This is a genomic window from Pedobacter sp. SG908 (assembly GCF_011759615.1).
GTDB lineage: Bacteria > Bacteroidota > Bacteroidia > Sphingobacteriales > Sphingobacteriaceae > Pedobacter > Pedobacter riviphilus.
Genome location: NZ_JAAOYY010000001.1, coordinates 1,134,840 through 1,152,782 on the forward strand (window position 1 = coordinate 1,134,840; position 17,943 = coordinate 1,152,782).

Here is a 17,943-nt window from a genome sequence, read left to right on the forward strand (position 1 = left end):
TAATAATTAAACCTTTGCTTCCCGGTGCGAAATTGCACCGGGAAAACTAAATCCAACAAAAGTTTAGCAAAGGCGAGAGGTTAATTATAAAAGATTTTGATTTAATTCTTTAAATGAAAGTGCCAGTTGCTCTTCTTTTTTATAAAGGATAGATTTATCCGCAACCTTACCTAATTTATATTTCATCTTGTTGAAATAACGATAAAAGTTAAGCTTACCTGCTTTAAATAATGTTTTATGTGCCAGCCAAACCACTAAACTTGTACAGAGGAAGAAGCACGAATAGGCATGGTAAGCCATCCATTTCGAGAAAGCACACTTTTGATTAAAAATGATATACAAACGTTCTCTTTGGAAAGTAATATGAGCGGCCTCATCAATTAGGATATCGATACAGATTTGTTTGAGCAATGTGCAGTTTGTGGCATCTTTTAGCGCCTGGTAAAATATTTGTGCGGCGCTTTCTACGGTAATTACAGCGATTGTCCAAAGCTCCATGTTGGTGTTGAAGTATCTTATTTTCCGGAATAACGTATCGCCCCAATTTTTTTTAATTCTTTGTTCTCCAATTAAGTCCAGGTATTTACCTAAGTTGTTACCATGTTTTTGCTCTTCTTTAATGAAAAGTTTAACAGCCTCCAGATATTCTTTATCATTTATATTTTTTGCATATTTTTTGGAAGCATTGATTAAATGCTTTCCTTCTGATGTTTCGCCAAGTTGCCAGGCCTGTAGCGACTTTAGAATATTTTGTTTTTCTGAATCTGAAATTTCTGGTTTAAGCATCCAATCGATCCTATTAATTTTGCTGTTATTTGAGAAGTGATCGGTCCAATATGCTGAGGTTTGTGTTTTCATAATATTGCTGATTAATTTATCCTTCAGTCGATGTGTAGTAGGTTGAAAATTTTGTGAACAGTTCGGTCCAAAACAAACCACGCTAATGCAATTAATGCCGAAGCCATTGCTATTATTTTATATCGTTTACTCATTTTGCTTTTATTTATTCAAGCCAAAATATTCTGCCGTATTCCAATCCTGTAAGTTCCACGATAACCAGCCCGATTTCTCGTAACGTTCTTTGAAATAACCAATTCGCTCATCTAATTTTCTCATCAATGCTTCTTCGGGGTGGTCTATTTTTGCAATTTCCGAATCGTTATGGGTTGAAGGATGGATTTTAGACCTGTTTTGATCTAAGAATGGGAGGGTTTTTTCTGATAAGGAGGTTAAATAATAAGGGTCTATAGAAACGGCATCGACATGGTTGAGGTTGTATTTTACAATTAAAACATCCCAGTTGATGATGCTGGAAGTTAATAAAAGAGCAAACCAGATATTTCCGTTCACCTTAAAAAGATAAAATATGGTTTTCTGTTTGGCTACTTTGAAATAAACTGTTGCCAAACCGATAATGCAAAGGGTGGCAAATATCAATACACCGATCCTTTTATGCGTTAAACCATGGAATTCGATATAATAACCATCGCGGATAAATACCGAGATGATCAGGATAAAATTCTGAACCATCCAGGTATAGGCCAATACCCTTAACGTTTTACTTTTGTGGTAAAAGTTTAAGTTCCCTCTAAAATAATAAAGGATTACTGCCATGGCCATTACAATGCTAAAGATCAATGAATTTGTACCCTGGTGCAGTTCTCCCGAAAAATTGCCCGAAGGTTTATAGCCAAACCAAAGTGTGGTAATATCAATGGCATTTAACATGAGCAGTAAAAGATTAAGTGCGGCGAACGAAATGATCCCCACAATGTACTCTGTTTTTAGTGCCATTTTCCGTGTCAACAGGTTGCCGGTAAATGTTTGTACAATATTGTACCATATTGTTTTCTGACCTAAGCTTCTTCTGATCCGGACCAATTGCTCCTTACATTTCAGCTCGGCCTTTTCGAGGCTTTTATCAAAAAATGCAAGTATTAATCCTCCTGTTAAGGCCAATCCAAAACAAAAATGTAAGATGCGCTCAAAACTCAAGTCTTTAAAAAAGAAGTGCAGTACCTGATCTAAAAAGTTGCCAATGTTGGTTAAGATTGCCCCAGCATAATGCGCAAAAACATTACTTGCAGCTGCGTACAGGCATGAGAATAAGATTACAATTATGATGGGTATGAAAATGTACTTAATCAAAGTAAAAAAGGGCTTAAGGCTCACATTTCCAATACTGATCTGGCTTAGGTGTTTTATAGTGTTAAAAGGAACTGTAATTATTTGTAGAATACTGGCAAGGAAAGCTGTAAAAATTGTTCTGATCTGCTGGTTATGACTAAAACCGATAAACAACAGTAAACTGATATAATAGGTGGCGATTGATAAATCTGAGTTGTTAACCACTACCAGCACCGCTGCTAAAAGATGTGCTAAACAATAAATTTTTAGTTTGGTACTTTTAACTACATCTGCATTAATAAAGGTAATAGCAAGTAAATAAATGCTGTAAATAAGCAGATTTAGTGCTAATCTTTCCTGCCAAAAGAGAAAAGTAAAGAGGAGGCCACCCAGCAGAACAGAGAGTGATAAGAGGTTTGATCTATTTTTCATAATGATATGATAATGGTTTATATTTTTAATTGATTACGATGAAAAAATATAAGATGCTTATTGGGATGTTAAGCAGCATGAAGGTTACAGTGGTAAGAATCTTCTTCCGGTGTTCCTTATAATACATAAATTGGATAAGTAAGGTAAGTAAAATTAACATGTTGAATACTGAAGCAGCCAGCACATAGTATAATCCAACTGCTACCAATGGAGTGTATTTACTTAAGAGAAAGATTAATAAAATCATTGTCCCAAAAACGAAGGAATATACTGCTGTTTTTTGACCGACGCTGATGGTTTTAGGTGCTGTGCTTTTCATCTTTAAAAGTGCTTTGTATTTCAAAGTATATAGTTAAAAAAAATAGCTTATAGCTTTTTGATCATTTTTTCAAGTGCATCTAAATGTGCTTTAAAAGCCTGTTTGCCTAAAGCCGTGATAGAGTAGGTGGTACTGGTTTTTCTGCCGATAAAACCTTTGTACACCTTAATAAATTCGGCCTGTTCTAACGTATTTAAATGTGAAGCCAAATTGCCATCGGTTAATTCGAGCATCTGTTTCAGGTCGTTAAAGCCAATTTCATCGTTTACCACCAGGATAGACATAACGCCCAACCTGATCCGGCTATCGAATATTTTATTTAAATCTGCTATCGGGTTTTTCATCCTTACTGACCTCTCTCATATTTAAAATACATTAAAAGACCATAAACAATGTGCAGTATACCAAAGCCGAAAGCCCAAAAAATTAACCCGTAACCAACGTAAAACATGCAGATCAACCCAAGTATTACTTCGCAAAGCCCCAGGTAGCGAATATCACTGTAAGTATATTTACTGGCATTAATAAGTGCTAAGCCATAAAAAATTAAGCAGCTCGGGGCAATAATGCTATAAGTATTTGGATGGTTAATTAATAAAGCAATAATAAATAATCCACCGGCAAACAAAGGAACAAATAAATTGATTAAGAGTGATTTAGAGGTTTTATCCCAGATAGGAAGATTGTTTTTTTGACTCTTTCTATAGGTAAATAAAACGCCACCGGCTAAAGCAATCACTAGAACAAAAACACCAAGTTTTATCAAGTTAAACTCCAGATCCATTTCTCCATCTACACCATAACCGTAACCTCGTTTATTGATGAATTTGTTAATTTCATCATTAGCAAAGTAAGCGCCAATTAAAGCAATAACGCCAGCAAAAACACCAGATAAACCACTCAAAGAAATAAATCTCGAAGACCTGTCCATCATATGTCTGATATCTTTTAAGGCATTTAATTGTTCTTCTTGAGTGTTCATTTTAAAAGTGCTTTGTTTTTCAAAGTTAAATAGAAAATTGATATCTGCAAATCTTTTTTTGTTTTTTTCTTTCGGCATGATTACACGGATAAATAGATTACACAGATTTTAAAGATCTAATTTTTGCTAAGCCTTCAGTCTTTGTGCTTTGGTCTTTAGTCTTTCCGCTTTTTTACTAAATTTGAACCATGCTAAAAGCCACTGGAATAAGAAAATCGTACGGAAATCTGCAAATTTTAAAAGGCGTAAATTTTGAAGTGCAAAAAGGAGAGATTGTAAGCATTATTGGCCCATCTGGTGCAGGTAAAAGTACTTTGTTGCATATTTTAGGGACATTGGATAAACCTGATGAGGGATCTGTTGAATTAAAAGGTACGATCATAAATAAATTGAATGGCGATTTGTTGAGTACTTTCCGAAACCAGAATATAGGTTTTGTATTTCAGTTTCATCATTTGTTGCCGGAATTTAGTGCAATTGAAAATATTTGTATCCCGGCATTTATAGCCAAAACCAATAAAAAACAGGCTGAAAACAGGGCGTTTGAACTTTTAGATCTGTTCGGACTAAAAGATAGAGCCCAGCATAAGCCTAATCAGCTCTCAGGCGGTGAGCAGCAACGCGTGGCCATTGCAAGAGCGCTGATCAATAATCCTTCAATTATATTGGCCGATGAGCCTTCAGGGAATTTGGATTCTGAAAATGCGGCAGGATTACATCAGTTATTTGTTAGTTTGCGCGATAATTTCCATCAAACGTTTGTAATTGTTACGCACAATGAACACCTTGCAAAAACCAGCGATCGCGTGGTGAGCATGAAAGATGGTTTAATTGTATAAAAGCGAGGATTTAAGGATTATATGATTTTAGGAAGAATACGGACATCCAATCATGCTCTCATTCAAAACCCTCTCATTCACTAATTTTATTCATTCAATAATTAAATTTTGAAAATACTCATTACCGGCGGAAATAATGCGAAAGCTTTAAAGCTGATGAAAGCATTCCCAAGTCATTTTGTACTACTGGCCGATTATGGCGATGTACCCGGCATCATTACAGAAAAATATGCTTTTTCTTCCTTAGGCTTGTTAAATAAAGATAGCATAGCTCACATTTTGCTCAACTTTTGCATTACCGAAGGGATAGATTGCATCATCCCTTTACACGATTATGAAGTTGAGCCATTGGTTAAGTCTGCAGTGCTTTTTGGGGAGTATGGAATTCAGGTGCTTTTGCCTAATGCTGATGTAATTGCAGATTATTTACCCCAGGAAAAGCAATCTTTTCAAAATTTTGCGGTATATATCCACGGCGATTGTATTTATTCGAGCGGGGAAAATACTGTATCCCAGAAACTTTCATCATCATTTAATGGGGTATTCGGCTTTAACAATGTTAATGACTTAAAACTTTTTACAATTTAATATGGATGCCTATCAATACGTTCAGGATAAACAACTTGTTATTTTTGAGTTAGACAATGTGCTTTTTCCTGAAAAGGACTATCTGTTGCAGGTGTATTACCTGTTTGCACAGTTTATAGAATATACCGAGCAAAAAAATGCGCAGGCCATCATCAGCTTTATGCAGGCTGAATATGAAAATAACGGAACAGATGGGCTTTTCGAAAAAACGGCTGAACAATTTGGGATTGATGAAAAATATAAATACAATTTCGATCTCCTGCATTTAAATGCCCGTTTGCCGCTTAAGCTCTTGCTTTTTAAAAATATGCTCGAGTTTATGCAGGAGCTTGTTGTAAACCGGAAGCAGATTTTTATTGTAACGGACGGTAATCCGGAACAACAACTCAATAAAATTAAGCAAACGGAGTGGAACGGACTAGAGCAATACCTTACGGTATATTTTGTTGAGGAATTGGGCCAATCTAAAGCAGAAATTTTTCAGAACATACTAAGCAGCAACAATTTATTGCCTAACCAAGCGTTAGTTGTTGGTGCAAATAAATTTGATGAGCAACAATCTAAATTAATTAATTTGCAGTATATTGTATCACTAGAAATTTACAAATAAATATGCTTAGAAAATTTATTTCACAAAACACATTTTGGTGTGCTTTGATCATTTTGGTTGCATTTACAACATCGTGTAAAAAATCAAATAATAATAACCCTGATGCAAATATTGGTGGTGAATCAAACCTGTTGCAAACACCAACCAATGACCGGGCATTGCTGACTAAAGATTCGATTTTTTTATATGCCAAACAGACCTATTTCTGGAATGCAGGTATGCCTAATTACGATACATTTAACCCGAGACAATACAACTCTAACAATGCCATCATTGCAGCACTTAAGGCTTTACCCAGCACCGGGGGGAAAGATAAATATTCTTTTATTGATGATGGAACTGTAGCTGGCGAATTAGGTGGCGTAGCTGGAGATTTTGGCTTTTCGGTATTCTTTGCCAGTACGAATGATTTAAGGATCAAATATGTATATGCTGGATCTCCTGCCGGTGTTCAAGGCTTAAAGAGAGGTTATCAGATTACAAAAATTAATGGTAGTACAGATATCAATACTACAGATGCAAGGATAGATTATATCGTGAATGCTATTTTTGGCACAAACCCAACGGTTACCATGACAGTTTTAAAACCAGATGGGACTAGTCAGGATGTAACGATAACCAAGGCGAGTTATAATATCAACCCGATACTTTTTACCAAAACATATACTATTGGTGTAAAAAAGGTGGGTTATATTGTATTCAATAGCTTTACCACTAATTCTGTTGCGCTATTGGATGCTGCATTTGCTCAGTTTGCAACGGATGGCGTTAACGAGTTGGTTGTTGATTTAAGGTACAACGGTGGTGGTTCGGTAGCCACATCAGAAGCTTTTACAAATTTAATTGCCCCTGCTTCTCAAAACGGAAAAGTAATGAATACCACATACTGGACTAAAACCATGCAGGATGGAGCCGCAACTATTTTACAAAATCAGAAATTTTATCAAACTGGTTCCGATGGCGTTAAACGAATGTTTTCAATGTTTGATTTAGATTATAAACCAACCCGGGCTGCATTTAATCAAGAAGTCTTTGCAAAACGTGGCTCATTAAATGGCTTAACCAGGGTTTATTTTATTGTAACCAGCGGCACCGCATCAGCAAGTGAGCTATTAATTAATAATTTAAAGCCTGTAATAGATGTTAAACTGATCGGCAAGAAAACTTATGGTAAACCTGTAGGCTTTTTCTCTATCCGTATTGATAAAAATGATTTATACATTCCACAGTTTGAAACCAAAAATCAATTAGATCAAGGGGGCTACTTTGATGGAATGGCAGTTGATAAAGATATTTTTGATGATGTAACCAAAGATTTCGGAGATCCAACAGAAAAATTATTGGCACAAGCCTTATACTATTCGGCGAATGGAAGTTTCTCTTCTTTAATTAAGGATAATACCATTAGCAGTACCTCACCACTATCTAAAACCCAGGTTGGAGATCTTTCTGGTAAGTTGGACCACGAATTTAAAGGAATGGTTGAGACCAGAAAGCTGAATTTTAAATAATTAGCTGTAAACTTTATCGAAAAGGCCAGATTTGAACCACAAATCTGGCCTTTTTTTTATAATTATTACACAAATCGAATAAATAAGAGTTGCATTTTTTCTAAAAAATTGATAAGCTTGTTTAACATTAATCGTTAAAGAGACACCATGCCAATAGAAATTGTAGAAAAGGAACATATCAGTTATTTAAATATCATCAATGCAAAGGAAGATCATTCCAATGAACTACAAACCAAACTTGAAGAAGCGCAAAGGCTAGGTAATGAATTTAAATCAAAAGCCGTCATTACTTTTAATACTACCATTGGTCCTAAACGTGTTGATACTACAGTTTGGGCAGTAACAGAGAAATATATACAGCTAAAAAACAATATTCATATTCCGTTAAAAAGTTTAATCGACATTGATTTTTAAGCTTGCTTTAAGGAAATAAATCATCCCGCATTTATTTAACCTTATCAGATTATCAGCATGCTCCATAAAATTGCCTTAACTTTTATTAAATCTATTGGTCCGGTAACGGCCAAAAACCTTCTTGCCTATTGCGGAAGTGCCGAAAATGTATTTTCTGCAAGCAAAAAACAACTTTTAAAAATCCCAGGTGTCGGAGAGAAAACAATTGAAGCCATTCGTAGTACTGATGCTTTGGTTAGGGCCAGACAAGAATTAGATTTTATCGAAAAACATGGGATAGAGGTATTGTTTTTTTCAGACGAGAAATATCCTAAAAGATTAAAGAACTGCATCGATTCGCCTATACTGCTTTATGCCAAAGGGACTGTTGATTTCAATCAGCAGCGCATCATCAGTATTGTTGGTACCCGTAATGCAACAAACTATGGAAAAAATCTCTGTAAGGAATTATGTGAAGTTTTAGCGCCTTATAACGTTTTGATCGTTAGTGGCTTGGCTTATGGTATTGATGTAGCCACCCATAAAGAATGTCTGGCAAATCATATTCCAACAGTTGGGGTACTTGGTCATGGCTTAGACCGGATGTATCCAAAAATTCATAAAGCGGTTGCTCAAAAAATGGTTTTGAATGGAGGCCTGCTTACCGAGTTTCCAATTATGACCAATCCCGATCGGCCTAATTTTCCGCAAAGAAACCGGATTATTGCAGGTATTGCAGATGCCACTGTTGTAGTTGAAGCATCAATAAAAGGTGGCGCCTTAATTACTGCAGAAATTGCTAATTCTTACAATAAAGATGTATATGCCTTTCCGGGTAGAACAAATGATGTTTTTTCAGAAGGATGTAATTTCCTGATCAAGACCAACAGAGCTGGATTAATCACTAATGCTAACGATTTGATTTATTATTTGGGCTGGGATGATGAAATAAAGGTTAAGCATAATACTAAACAAACTACGCTGCAGTTAACGCTTACTCCTAACGAGCAGCGGGTTGTTGATGCCTTACAAAATGGTCAACTTTCTATTGATGAGCTTTGCACTCAATTGAATATTCAGCAAAGTAAGCTGGCAATTGTAATCCTTACATTAGAGATGCAGGGCGTTATTGTTTCTTTGCCGGGGAAAATATATAAACTCCTCTAAGGAAATTGAAATTGCATTTTACCCAATAATCAATCTATAATGCCTATCATAATTATAGATTATGTAATTAAATTCTTTTAAACTTTAATTTTCGAAATTATGTTTCAAATAAAATATAGTTTGTAAAATAGTTAATGCCTTTGCTTAATTTTGCGATATGTGGTACAATAATATTTTAGAAACTATTGGCAATACGCCATTGGTTAAATTAAATACAATAACAAAAGGAGTTCCGGGAACAATTCTGGCGAAAATAGAGACTACGAATCCGGGTAATTCAATTAAAGACCGTATGGCGGTTAAAATGATTGAAGATGCCGAGAAAAGCGGTAAGCTAAAACCAGGCGGAACAATTATAGAAGGAACATCTGGAAACACAGGTATGGGCCTGGCTATGGCCGCCATTATTAAAGGTTACAAATGTATTTTTACCACAACTGATAAACAATCGAAAGAAAAGGTAGATGCTTTACGTGCCTTTGGTGCCGAGGTAATCGTTTGTCCTACAAACGTTGAGCCAGAAGATCCCCGATCTTATTATTCTGTTTCTTCGCGTTTAGAACGCGAGGTTCCCAATTCATGGAAACCGAACCAGTATGATAATTTAGCCAACTCACAAGCGCATTATGAGCAAACTGGCCCTGAGATATGGGCGCAAACTGAAGGTAAAATTACACACTTGGTAGTTGGCGTAGGTACTGGTGGAACCATTTCCGGAACCGGTAAATATTTAAAAGAGAAGAATCCAAATATTAAAGTCTGGGGAATCGATACCTATGGTTCGGTTTTCAAGAAATATAAAGAAACAGGCATATTTGATAAGGATGAGATTTATCCATACATCACAGAAGGTATTGGCGAAGATTTCCTTCCGGCAAACGTAAATTTCGATGTGATCGATCTGTTCGAAAAAGTGACGGATAAAGACGCCGCTTTAATGACACGCGATATTGCACGTAAAGAGGGTATTTTTGTAGGTAACTCTGCCGGTGCTGCCATTGGCGGATTAATTCAGCTAAAAGATAAATTAAAGCCAGAAGATGTTGTTGTCGTTATTTTTCACGATCACGGCAGCCGATACATGGGTAAAATGTATAATGAAGATTGGTTGCGTGAACGCGGATTTTTACAGGACGAAAAATTAACTGCTAAATCTATACTGGCTAAAAAAGAAAGCACAGAGATTGTAACACTTGATGCACAAAAATCAGTGCTCGAGGCCATCAATACCATTAAATCGATGAATATTTCTCAAATTCCGGTAACACAGCAGGGAATGATTGTAGGCAAAATTGCCGAAAGCGATATTTTATCAGCATTGCTTGAAAATCCAGGCTTAAAATCGGCGCCGATTTCAGAAATTATGACGGCTACTTTCCCATTTGTTGATTTGAACACCTCAATTGATAAAATTTCTTCATTGATTAATAAAGAAAACTCAGCAGTGTTAGTAGAAGATGAAACCGGTAAGATTGAGATTATTACCCAGTATGATATTATTAATGCGATATCAGGGTAGGGTGTTTAATTCCTGCGATCGTCCTCCTGAACTTGTTTCAGGATCTTTATCAAATAAAAAACGCCCGGGTAAAATTTTACTCGGGCGTTTTTGTGTTATGTTATTTTCACTTTAAGCTTTAGTCTTTCAACTTCTAGCTTAGTGGCTCGGTGCATCAGCATTTACACGCTTAATCTGCGCGCCTAAGGCACGTAAACGGGTGTCGATATCCTGATAGCCACGTTCAATCTGTTCGATATTGTAAATGGTCGATTTGCCTTCAGCAGATAAAGCCGCAATTAATAATGAAACTCCAGCCCTAATGTCAGGAGAAGTCATGCTAATCCCACGAAGTTTGTATTTTTTATCGATACCGTTAACCGTTGCGCGGTGTGGGTCGCATAGGATAATCTGAGCGCCCATATCGATCAATTTATCCACGAAGAATAAACGGCTTTCGAACATTTTTTGGTGGATTAAAACGTTTCCTTTTGCCTGTGTGGCCACAACCAGAACAATACTCAATAAATCAGGCGTAAAACCTGGCCAGGGAGCATCAGCAATGGTTAAAATCGAACCATCAATAAAAGTATCGATTTCGTAATGTTTTTGAGCAGGAACATAAATATCATCGCCTCGACGCTCTAATTTAATGCCCAGTTTTCTGAAAACCTCTGGTATTACACCCAGTTCATCATAACAAACATCTTTAATGGTAATTTCAGATTCTGTCATGGCAGCCATACCAATAAAAGAGCCAATTTCGATCATATCCGGCAACATTCTGTGCTCGGTTCCGCCTAATACTTTAACACCTTCAATGGTAAGCAGGTTAGAGCCAATGCCCGAAATTTTTGCACCCATGCGGTTAAGCATTTTGCAAAGCTGCTGCAAATACGGCTCGCAGGCAGCGTTGTAAATGGTGGTAGTACCTTTGGCTAAAACAGCAGCCATTACAATGTTTGCCGTTCCGGTTACCGATGCCTCATCTAACAAAATGTAAGCACCCTGTAAATTGGTGGCATCTACATTAAAGAAAGCTTTTTTACTGTCGTAAACGAATTTTGCACCTAATTTTTCGAAACCGATAAAGTGTGTATCCAATCTTCTACGGCCGATTTTATCACCGCCCGGTTTCGGGATAGCTGCTTTACCAAAACGTGCCAACAATGGCCCAACAATCATAATCGAACCACGTAAACCACCACCTTTCGATTTAAAAGTATCAGATTCAAAGAAATTCAAATCAATATTTTTAGCTTCAAAGGTATAGGTGTCTTTATTGATACGCTCAACGGTAACACCTAAATCGCCAAGTAATTCAATCAGTTTGTTAACATCCTTAATGTCGGGGATATTACTGATGGTTACTTTCTTTTCGGTAAGCAATACAGCTGATAAAATCTGTAAAGCCTCATTTTTGGCTCCCTGAGGGGTAATTTCGCCTTTTAATTTAATTCCGCCTGTTATTTCAAATGCGTTCATATTTTTTTCTTTTGCTAACCCGTTCGTCATGCCGAATTTATTTCAGCATCTATTTTAGTGATTCTGAATCAAGTTCAGAATGACGTATGGTTATTAATATTTAGATTTATTGTTGTTGTTGCGTTGACGGTTATTATTGTTGTTGTTATTCTGACGGTTTTTTCCGTTGTTGTTATTATTGCTTCTACCCCGGTTATTGTTATTATTATTGTTTTGACGAGGATTTTGCGCCCTAAATTCTACTTTGGCGAGGTTAACACCTTCATCAAGTGATAACAATCCACCAGAAAGGTACTTTAAGTCCTTAATAATCGTATCGTCACTTACATTATCCTTATTCCAGGTAACATAAGCCATTTTCATAAAATTTGCGATGCTCTGAACCATTGCCTTCTTAATTTCGGCATTTTCTTCACGCATGGCTTTTTCGATCAGATTTTCAACTGTTTTACCATAATGTTTGTAGGTAATACGTTGTTGCGGATAGGCCAGAGGCTCTGGTTTAATATAAGCATTTTCGATTAATGGCTTTGGGTACGGACTATCAACATCAATCTGGTAGCCAGAAATAATGTGCAGGTGATCCCAAAGTTTATGCTTAAAATCGGCAACATCACGTAAATGCGGTTGCAAAAAACCCATCAGGTCGATAACCGCCTGGGCATATTTATTACGTTCTTCAATGGTGGGCAATTCGCAGATATACTTCACCATGTTTTGTACGTTGCGGCCATATTCAGATAAAATTAAATGGCTACGCGTAGTATTATAGTCAAAACTCATGTTCAGATAAATTAATGGATAAATTTTCTGGCGATACGAATTATGAAATAACCAGAAGAGTATAGGTTATGAATTCACCGAAATGTCTATTGCCAGATTTTCGTTTTATATACTCAAAGGTAGTAAAAATATTTTATTTCAGGTATCCATACTTGATTTGAGATATTTTATGTTGATGCGATATTTTTTTGGAAATGTTCGTCAGTAGTTCTTGGCTTAATCAGTCCCGCTGTCCCTACTGCCGAAGAAAATCGGCATTCGTTCCCATCGGGTTTATTTAACTGTGGATTAGTGCTTGTCGGGAAAAACCTTTCCAGCACCAAAGAATATAACTAAGCCGTTTTAAGTATTTATGCAGTTGGCCGAAGCCAATCTGTAATGAATTTAGGCCTTAATGTTCTTAACGCCTTAATGATAAAATAAATCTAAACTTCATCACTATTTTTCGGGTAATCAAAAAACACCAGTTCTCCTGTTCCTTTACTTACCATTTGCCACGAATCAAAAGGAAAAGAAATTAACACCATGCCTGCAGTTGGAATGTTATAAATATCGGCATTGCATAACTCGTTCGCAAAATCTGTAAAACCAGGGTTATGACCAAATAGCACAACTTTATCTGCATCATCATCAAGACTATTAACCACTTTAAGCAGGGCTGTGGTATTGGCCTCGTAAATAGATTCTTCAAATTGAATGTGGTCTATATTATAGGCTTCTGCAAAATATTTGGCCGTAGATTTGGCTCTTTTCGCAGGGCTACTTACGATCCGATCTATTTTAAAACCTTTGTTGACTAGTCTTTCGGCCATTTCTGGTGCATTTTCTTTACCACGTTTATTTAACGGACGGTCGAAATCTTTTAAATCTATATTTCCCCAATCTGATTTGCCATGGCGGACCAGGAGTAGTTGCTTAGCCATTTAGTTTCTCTTTAATTTTGTTTACAATTGTTTCGGGCTTAATTAAATCTATACAGTTTTCAACACCGCAGAGACACGGTTTGTTTCCATAAATTGAATTTGGCCTTGAAGGGTGCTCAACCTGAATGCAGTCGCTTTCCAATTGTCCGTAACCCAAAAAGCCAGCGTAAGGATGTGTTGGCCCCCAAACAGATACTACAGGTACACCAACCAGCGATGCCATATGCATGCCAGATGAGTCCATGCTTAACATTAGATCTAAGTTCGATATGATGGCAAGCTCTTCAGTTAAGTTAAAACTGCCGATTACATTATGAGCGTTTTTGTACGCTTTTGTCCAGTTTTCGGCAACTGCTTGTTCTGTTTTACCGCCACCGAATATGAAAAGTTCGTAACCCAGTTCGTTTAATGAGGCAATTACCTCTTCCATTTTTTCTAAAGCATATACTTTATAAACATGCTGTGCGAAAGGAGATATGCCTATTTTTTTAGTGGCTTTGTTAGCAAATAAATTTTGAGCATTTGCGGGAATTTCCTGTGGAGATTTTTCTATTTTATGACTTAACTTAACGCTAAATCCCAATTCGCGGAAAACATCGGCATAACGCTCGACGGTTTTTCTCAGTGGTTTAAAAATCTTGTTATTGGTACGTGTTAATGCTTTTTTTTCCGCCCTTCCTTTATCTATCCGTCTAATTTTTGTTCCGGTTAAACGAAAAAAAGTAGAAATTGCCCTGCTCCTCAAATTATCGTGCAGGTCGGCTATTGCGTTTGGTTTATAACTGCGGAGTTCCTGATAGAGTTTGTATAATCCATCAATTCCTTTGTGAGCGGCTTTAGGCTGGATAGGGTGGAAGATGAGGCTGGGGATATGATCGAAAAAGGGTTTAAAAGCAGGCCGGCTTACCATGATCAGCTCAACTGCTGGATTTTGCTCAGAAAATTCTTGTAAAACGGAAGCTACCATGGCCACATCGCCCATTGCTGAAAAGCGTAAAACAATAATTTTTTGGGTTGATGACATGTTTTCCAAGTAGTTCGTCATTGCGAGGTACGAAGCAATCTTAAAGCTATGGGTTTGAATAGCGAATTAGTAGGATTGCTTCGTGCCTCGCAATGACGATTTGAACTGTTATGCTTTATTATACAATACCGGATTTAAACTCGGATCATTGTACATTTTCATTTGTTTGTACACTTTCATGTATTTTTTGCCTGCTTCAATATCAGCCAATAACTCGTCGATACTGGTTGATAAATCTTCGCGCTGCGATAACAATACATTAAGCTTGGTTTGGCATTGTGCACGATGTTCGGCTGATGCACTTTCGCGTTCGGCCTCTTCCTGCATATGGTAAATTTTCAGTGCAAGGATAGAAAGCCTATCTATTGCCCATGCAGGACTTTCTGTATTGATTTTTGCATCTGGCAAAGCCGAAATTCCCTGATAAAGATTTAAGAAATAACCATCAATAAACTCAACCATATCGGTACGCACCTGGTTTTGTGCATCAATACGTCTTTTCCAGCTCAAACCTTCAACAGGATCAATCTGAGGGTTACGAACTACATCTTCCATATGCCACTGGGCCGTATCGATCCAGTTTTTAATATAAAAAAGATGCTCTAAACTTTCGGCATCATATGGGTTTTCAACCGGATGGTCAATATCATCAAACTTGTGGTAGTCTGTAATTACCTGATTAAATATGCGGTTGGCAATTTCACTTATCATGGGGCAAAGATATTAAATAGATTGATTTTTTCCTGCCGGGTTGATTACACAGATTTTAAGATTACACCGATTTATTTGTGAGATTTAAAACAAGACAGCTTAGGGCCTGTTTCCCTAAACCCTAAACCTTTCTACTATTAAAATACGCTGTTATTTCTTCCAAAGAAAAAGCATTCAGGCATTTATCAGCACTTAAACCTCCTTTACGTGCTACCAGAATACCATAATGCATGTCGTGGAAACCTTCGGTACGGTGTGCATCAGGGTTTACCGACAATAAAACGCCTTTTTCGAGTGCATAACGGTGCCAACGCCAGTCTAAATCTAAACGAAGCGGGTTGGCATTGATTTCGATCACGACTTTATTTGCTGCGCATGCATCAATAATTTTTTTATAATCTATCGGGTATCCGGCCCTGCTTAATAATAAACGACCCGTTGGGTGCCCTAAAATGGTAGTATATGGATTTTCAATAGCTTTTAACAAACGTGCGGTTGCTTTTGCCTCGTCCATGCGTAAATTGCTGTGCACCGAGGCCACTACAAAATCAAATGTTTTTAAAATATCATCCGAATAATCCAATGAGCCATCACTTAAAATATCGCTCTCAATACCTTTGAAGATTTTAAAGGGAGCGAGTTTTTTATTTAGTTCATCAATTTCCTGGTGCTGTGCAAAAACACGCTGTTCGTTTAAACCTTTTGCATAAACAGCGGTTTTGGAGTGATCGCAGATCCCCAAATACTGAAGATTTAAGTTTTCTTTACAATATACAGCCATTTGCTCCAGGGTATGTACGCCATCACTCCAGGTAGAGTGATTGTGCAAACTGCCCTTTAAATCTTTGTATTGGATTAAGGTAGGGAGTTTACCTACTTTTGCCAATTCAATTTCATCAAAATCTTCACGAAGCTCCGGTTCGATAAAAGATAAGCCTGCTTTGCTATATATTTCTTCTTCATTTACAAAAGGACCTTCACCCGCCAACGCTAAAACCTTTTCTACATGCGCTGTATTTCCAGTTAACCTGAACCATTGTAAATAAAAATCAGCTTTTTCTACCACATCGATTTTTATTCTAAAACCTGCTTCAGTAGTACAGATAAAAGCATTTTCGGCTTCAATAAGCGAAAGTGGTTCGAAAGCAGGTAAGTTTTGTTTAATGGCATCGATTTGTGCTGTACCAATTACGATTTCCAGCTCATCAATAATCTCACAGGCGCGGCGGTACTGACCAGCGAAACCTAAAAGTGCATTGCCGTCAATTTTTGCAGTCCAATCAGAAAGTTGGGTAAATAATGTTTTAGCAAAACCTTCAACCTGAGCATATAAAAACCGCCCGTTGGCTGCGAGTTTAAATTCGATGGCATTTTTGATTTCTTCCTGGGTTTTTAACCCGAAACCCTTGGCTTCAATCAGGCGGTTTTCATTACAGGCATAATACAATTCACCTATACTTTCAATTCCTAAGGTACGCCAGATAATGAATATTTTTTTTGGTCCAATGCCCTTTATAGCCAGCATTTCTACTACACCCTCTGGTGTTTTTTCGAGAATTTCGTTAAGTTCTTTTAATTCTCCTGTTTGGAGAAGTTCTATGATTTTGGAAGCCAGTCCTTTACCAATACCCTCAATTTTATCCAGCTCATCCAGAGGTTTGTCTTTTAAGGCAAAAGGCAGTTTATCTACTTTAAAATAGGCATTTGCAACTGATTTAATCTTGAAGGGATTTTCTTCATGCAGTTCCATAAGCTGCGATAACAGGCGTAAGGTGCGGGCGATGGTCTTGTTTTCCATAAGGGGTAAAATTAGGAAATAATGCCTCAAATTTTGACCAAGCTTATTAATTTCTAAACACAATTTTATTAAAGTGTTGTTTTACACTGATGAAATCTATAAAATTTGCCCTCCTGGGATTAGGTATGAGTGTGGCTGCATGTCAATCTGCCCACAAAACAGATCAGCACAAAAAAGATTCAATAAGTAATTTAGCATCTGCTACAGTGCAACCTGTTGATGAAAGGTTTTTGATTGTGGCTGGTCGTTCAGTAGGCGAAATCACACTTGGTGAAGACATGGGGCAGGTTGGGATAAAACTAGGGAGGCCAAATGCAGGTGATGCTGCAATGGGGAAAGCCTGGGGGATTTGGTATAGCGATGATTCGACAGGGAAACACCCAAACGAAATTGCCATTTATTCTTCTTATCGTGATACCAGTATGCTTGTAAAAGATGTAAAACAGATTCGGATTACCTCTAATAAATTTAAAACGCAAGATGGTTTGTCAACAGGTCGCACTTTGGAAGATACGAAATTGAAATTTTCAACTATCGAAAAACTCTCGGCTTACTTAAACGAAGAGAAAGATACCGTACTGGTTTATGACGATAAAAAAGATGGAATTGGTTTTGAATTTTTAAAGGGGAAAAGCATTTCTTTAACCGTTCATCCGGCAAATATTCCGGTTAATGCAACTTATTTAACGCTGCACCCCGAGTGGAAACTAATCAAGTAGGGAAGGTGTAAGATAGGAAATGGATGATGTAGTG

19 protein-coding genes are annotated in these 17,943 nt (G+C 37.1%); 8 read left to right on the forward strand and 11 right to left on the reverse strand.

Annotated features, from left to right (window positions below):
• Positions 1-84 precede the first annotated feature (84 nt).
• From FHT21_RS04800 to FHT21_RS04820, 5 genes are all read right to left on the reverse strand, one after another.
• On the reverse strand, positions 85-858 hold the full coding sequence (locus tag FHT21_RS04800; protein ID WP_167293611.1) for a ferritin-like domain-containing protein: 774 nt from the start codon (positions 856-858) through the stop codon (positions 85-87).
• A 141-nt stretch (positions 859-999) separates the two neighbouring features.
• A complete protein-coding gene (locus tag FHT21_RS04805; RefSeq protein ID WP_167293612.1) occupies positions 1,000-2,559 on the reverse strand; it encodes a DUF4173 domain-containing protein in 1,560 nt (519 codons plus the stop codon).
• Between the two features lie 25 nt (positions 2,560-2,584).
• The gene (locus tag FHT21_RS04810; RefSeq protein WP_167293613.1) at positions 2,585-2,878 is read right to left on the reverse strand and encodes a hypothetical protein; all 294 of its coding nucleotides are present in this window, start codon (positions 2,876-2,878) and stop codon (positions 2,585-2,587) included.
• A gap of 47 nt (positions 2,879-2,925) precedes the next feature.
• The gene (locus tag FHT21_RS04815) at positions 2,926-3,222 is read right to left on the reverse strand and encodes a transcriptional regulator (RefSeq protein ID WP_167293614.1); all 297 of its coding nucleotides are present in this window, start codon (positions 3,220-3,222) and stop codon (positions 2,926-2,928) included.
• Positions 3,223-3,224: 2 nt separating this feature from the next.
• Positions 3,225-3,938, reverse strand: coding sequence for a hypothetical protein (locus tag FHT21_RS04820; protein ID WP_208398864.1), 714 nt, complete (start codon positions 3,936-3,938; stop codon positions 3,225-3,227).
• Between the two features lie 110 nt (positions 3,939-4,048).
• On the opposite strand from FHT21_RS04820, the gene FHT21_RS04825 reads away from it, so the two are divergent.
• The 7 genes from FHT21_RS04825 to FHT21_RS04855 all read left to right on the forward strand — a co-directional run bounded on the left by FHT21_RS04825 (position 4,049) and on the right by FHT21_RS04855 (position 10,487).
• Entirely contained in the window at positions 4,049-4,699 is a 651-nt protein-coding gene (locus tag FHT21_RS04825; protein WP_167293615.1) for an ABC transporter ATP-binding protein, read from the forward strand.
• Positions 4,700-4,807: 108 nt separating this feature from the next.
• Positions 4,808-5,287 carry a hypothetical protein gene (locus FHT21_RS04830; RefSeq protein ID WP_167293616.1) on the forward strand — a complete coding sequence of 160 codons (480 nt, stop codon included), beginning with the start codon at positions 4,808-4,810 and terminating at the stop codon, positions 5,285-5,287.
• A 1-nt stretch (position 5,288) separates the two neighbouring features.
• The gene (locus tag FHT21_RS04835) at positions 5,289-5,897 is read left to right on the forward strand and encodes an HAD hydrolase-like protein (RefSeq protein WP_167293617.1); all 609 of its coding nucleotides are present in this window, start codon (positions 5,289-5,291) and stop codon (positions 5,895-5,897) included.
• A 2-nt stretch (positions 5,898-5,899) separates the two neighbouring features.
• Positions 5,900-7,408 (forward strand): S41 family peptidase, encoded by a 1,509-nt coding sequence (locus tag FHT21_RS04840; protein WP_167293618.1) that lies wholly within the window; start codon positions 5,900-5,902, stop codon positions 7,406-7,408.
• 147 nt (positions 7,409-7,555) lie between these two features.
• Positions 7,556-7,822, forward strand: a complete 267-nt coding sequence (locus FHT21_RS04845; RefSeq protein WP_167293619.1) for a hypothetical protein — start codon at positions 7,556-7,558, stop codon at positions 7,820-7,822.
• Between the two features lie 51 nt (positions 7,823-7,873).
• Positions 7,874-8,968: a DNA-processing protein DprA gene (gene dprA / locus FHT21_RS04850; RefSeq protein WP_167295471.1), complete on the forward strand. Its 1,095-nt coding sequence runs from the start codon at positions 7,874-7,876 to the stop codon at positions 8,966-8,968.
• 157 nt (positions 8,969-9,125) lie between these two features.
• Positions 9,126-10,487, forward strand: coding sequence for a pyridoxal-phosphate dependent enzyme (locus FHT21_RS04855; protein WP_167293620.1), 1,362 nt, complete (start codon positions 9,126-9,128; stop codon positions 10,485-10,487).
• Between the two features lie 138 nt (positions 10,488-10,625).
• Here FHT21_RS04855 and murA read toward each other — a convergent pair whose 3' ends face one another.
• From murA to FHT21_RS04885, 6 genes are all read right to left on the reverse strand, one after another.
• Positions 10,626-11,951: a UDP-N-acetylglucosamine 1-carboxyvinyltransferase gene (gene murA / locus FHT21_RS04860; protein ID WP_167295472.1), complete on the reverse strand. Its 1,326-nt coding sequence runs from the start codon at positions 11,949-11,951 to the stop codon at positions 10,626-10,628.
• A gap of 93 nt (positions 11,952-12,044) precedes the next feature.
• Positions 12,045-12,734: a DUF4290 domain-containing protein gene (locus FHT21_RS04865; protein WP_167293621.1), complete on the reverse strand. Its 690-nt coding sequence runs from the start codon at positions 12,732-12,734 to the stop codon at positions 12,045-12,047.
• A 425-nt stretch (positions 12,735-13,159) separates the two neighbouring features.
• The gene (locus tag FHT21_RS04870) at positions 13,160-13,657 is read right to left on the reverse strand and encodes a histidine phosphatase family protein (protein WP_167293622.1); all 498 of its coding nucleotides are present in this window, start codon (positions 13,655-13,657) and stop codon (positions 13,160-13,162) included.
• Positions 13,650-14,681, reverse strand: a complete 1,032-nt coding sequence (locus FHT21_RS04875; RefSeq protein WP_167293623.1) for a glycosyltransferase family 9 protein — start codon at positions 14,679-14,681, stop codon at positions 13,650-13,652. The genes FHT21_RS04870 and FHT21_RS04875 overlap by 8 nt, the downstream gene beginning before the upstream one ends.
• Positions 14,682-14,789: 108 nt before the next feature.
• On the reverse strand, positions 14,790-15,392 hold the full coding sequence (locus tag FHT21_RS04880) for a DUF4254 domain-containing protein (protein ID WP_167293624.1): 603 nt from the start codon (positions 15,390-15,392) through the stop codon (positions 14,790-14,792).
• A 121-nt stretch (positions 15,393-15,513) separates the two neighbouring features.
• Positions 15,514-17,190, reverse strand: a complete 1,677-nt coding sequence (locus tag FHT21_RS04885; RefSeq protein WP_167293625.1) for a DNA polymerase/3'-5' exonuclease PolX — start codon at positions 17,188-17,190, stop codon at positions 15,514-15,516.
• An 89-nt stretch (positions 17,191-17,279) separates the two neighbouring features.
• On the opposite strand from FHT21_RS04885, the gene FHT21_RS04890 reads away from it, so the two are divergent.
• A complete protein-coding gene (locus FHT21_RS04890; protein ID WP_167293626.1) occupies positions 17,280-17,909 on the forward strand; it encodes a hypothetical protein in 630 nt (209 codons plus the stop codon).
• The last annotated feature ends 34 nt before the right edge of the window (positions 17,910-17,943 follow it).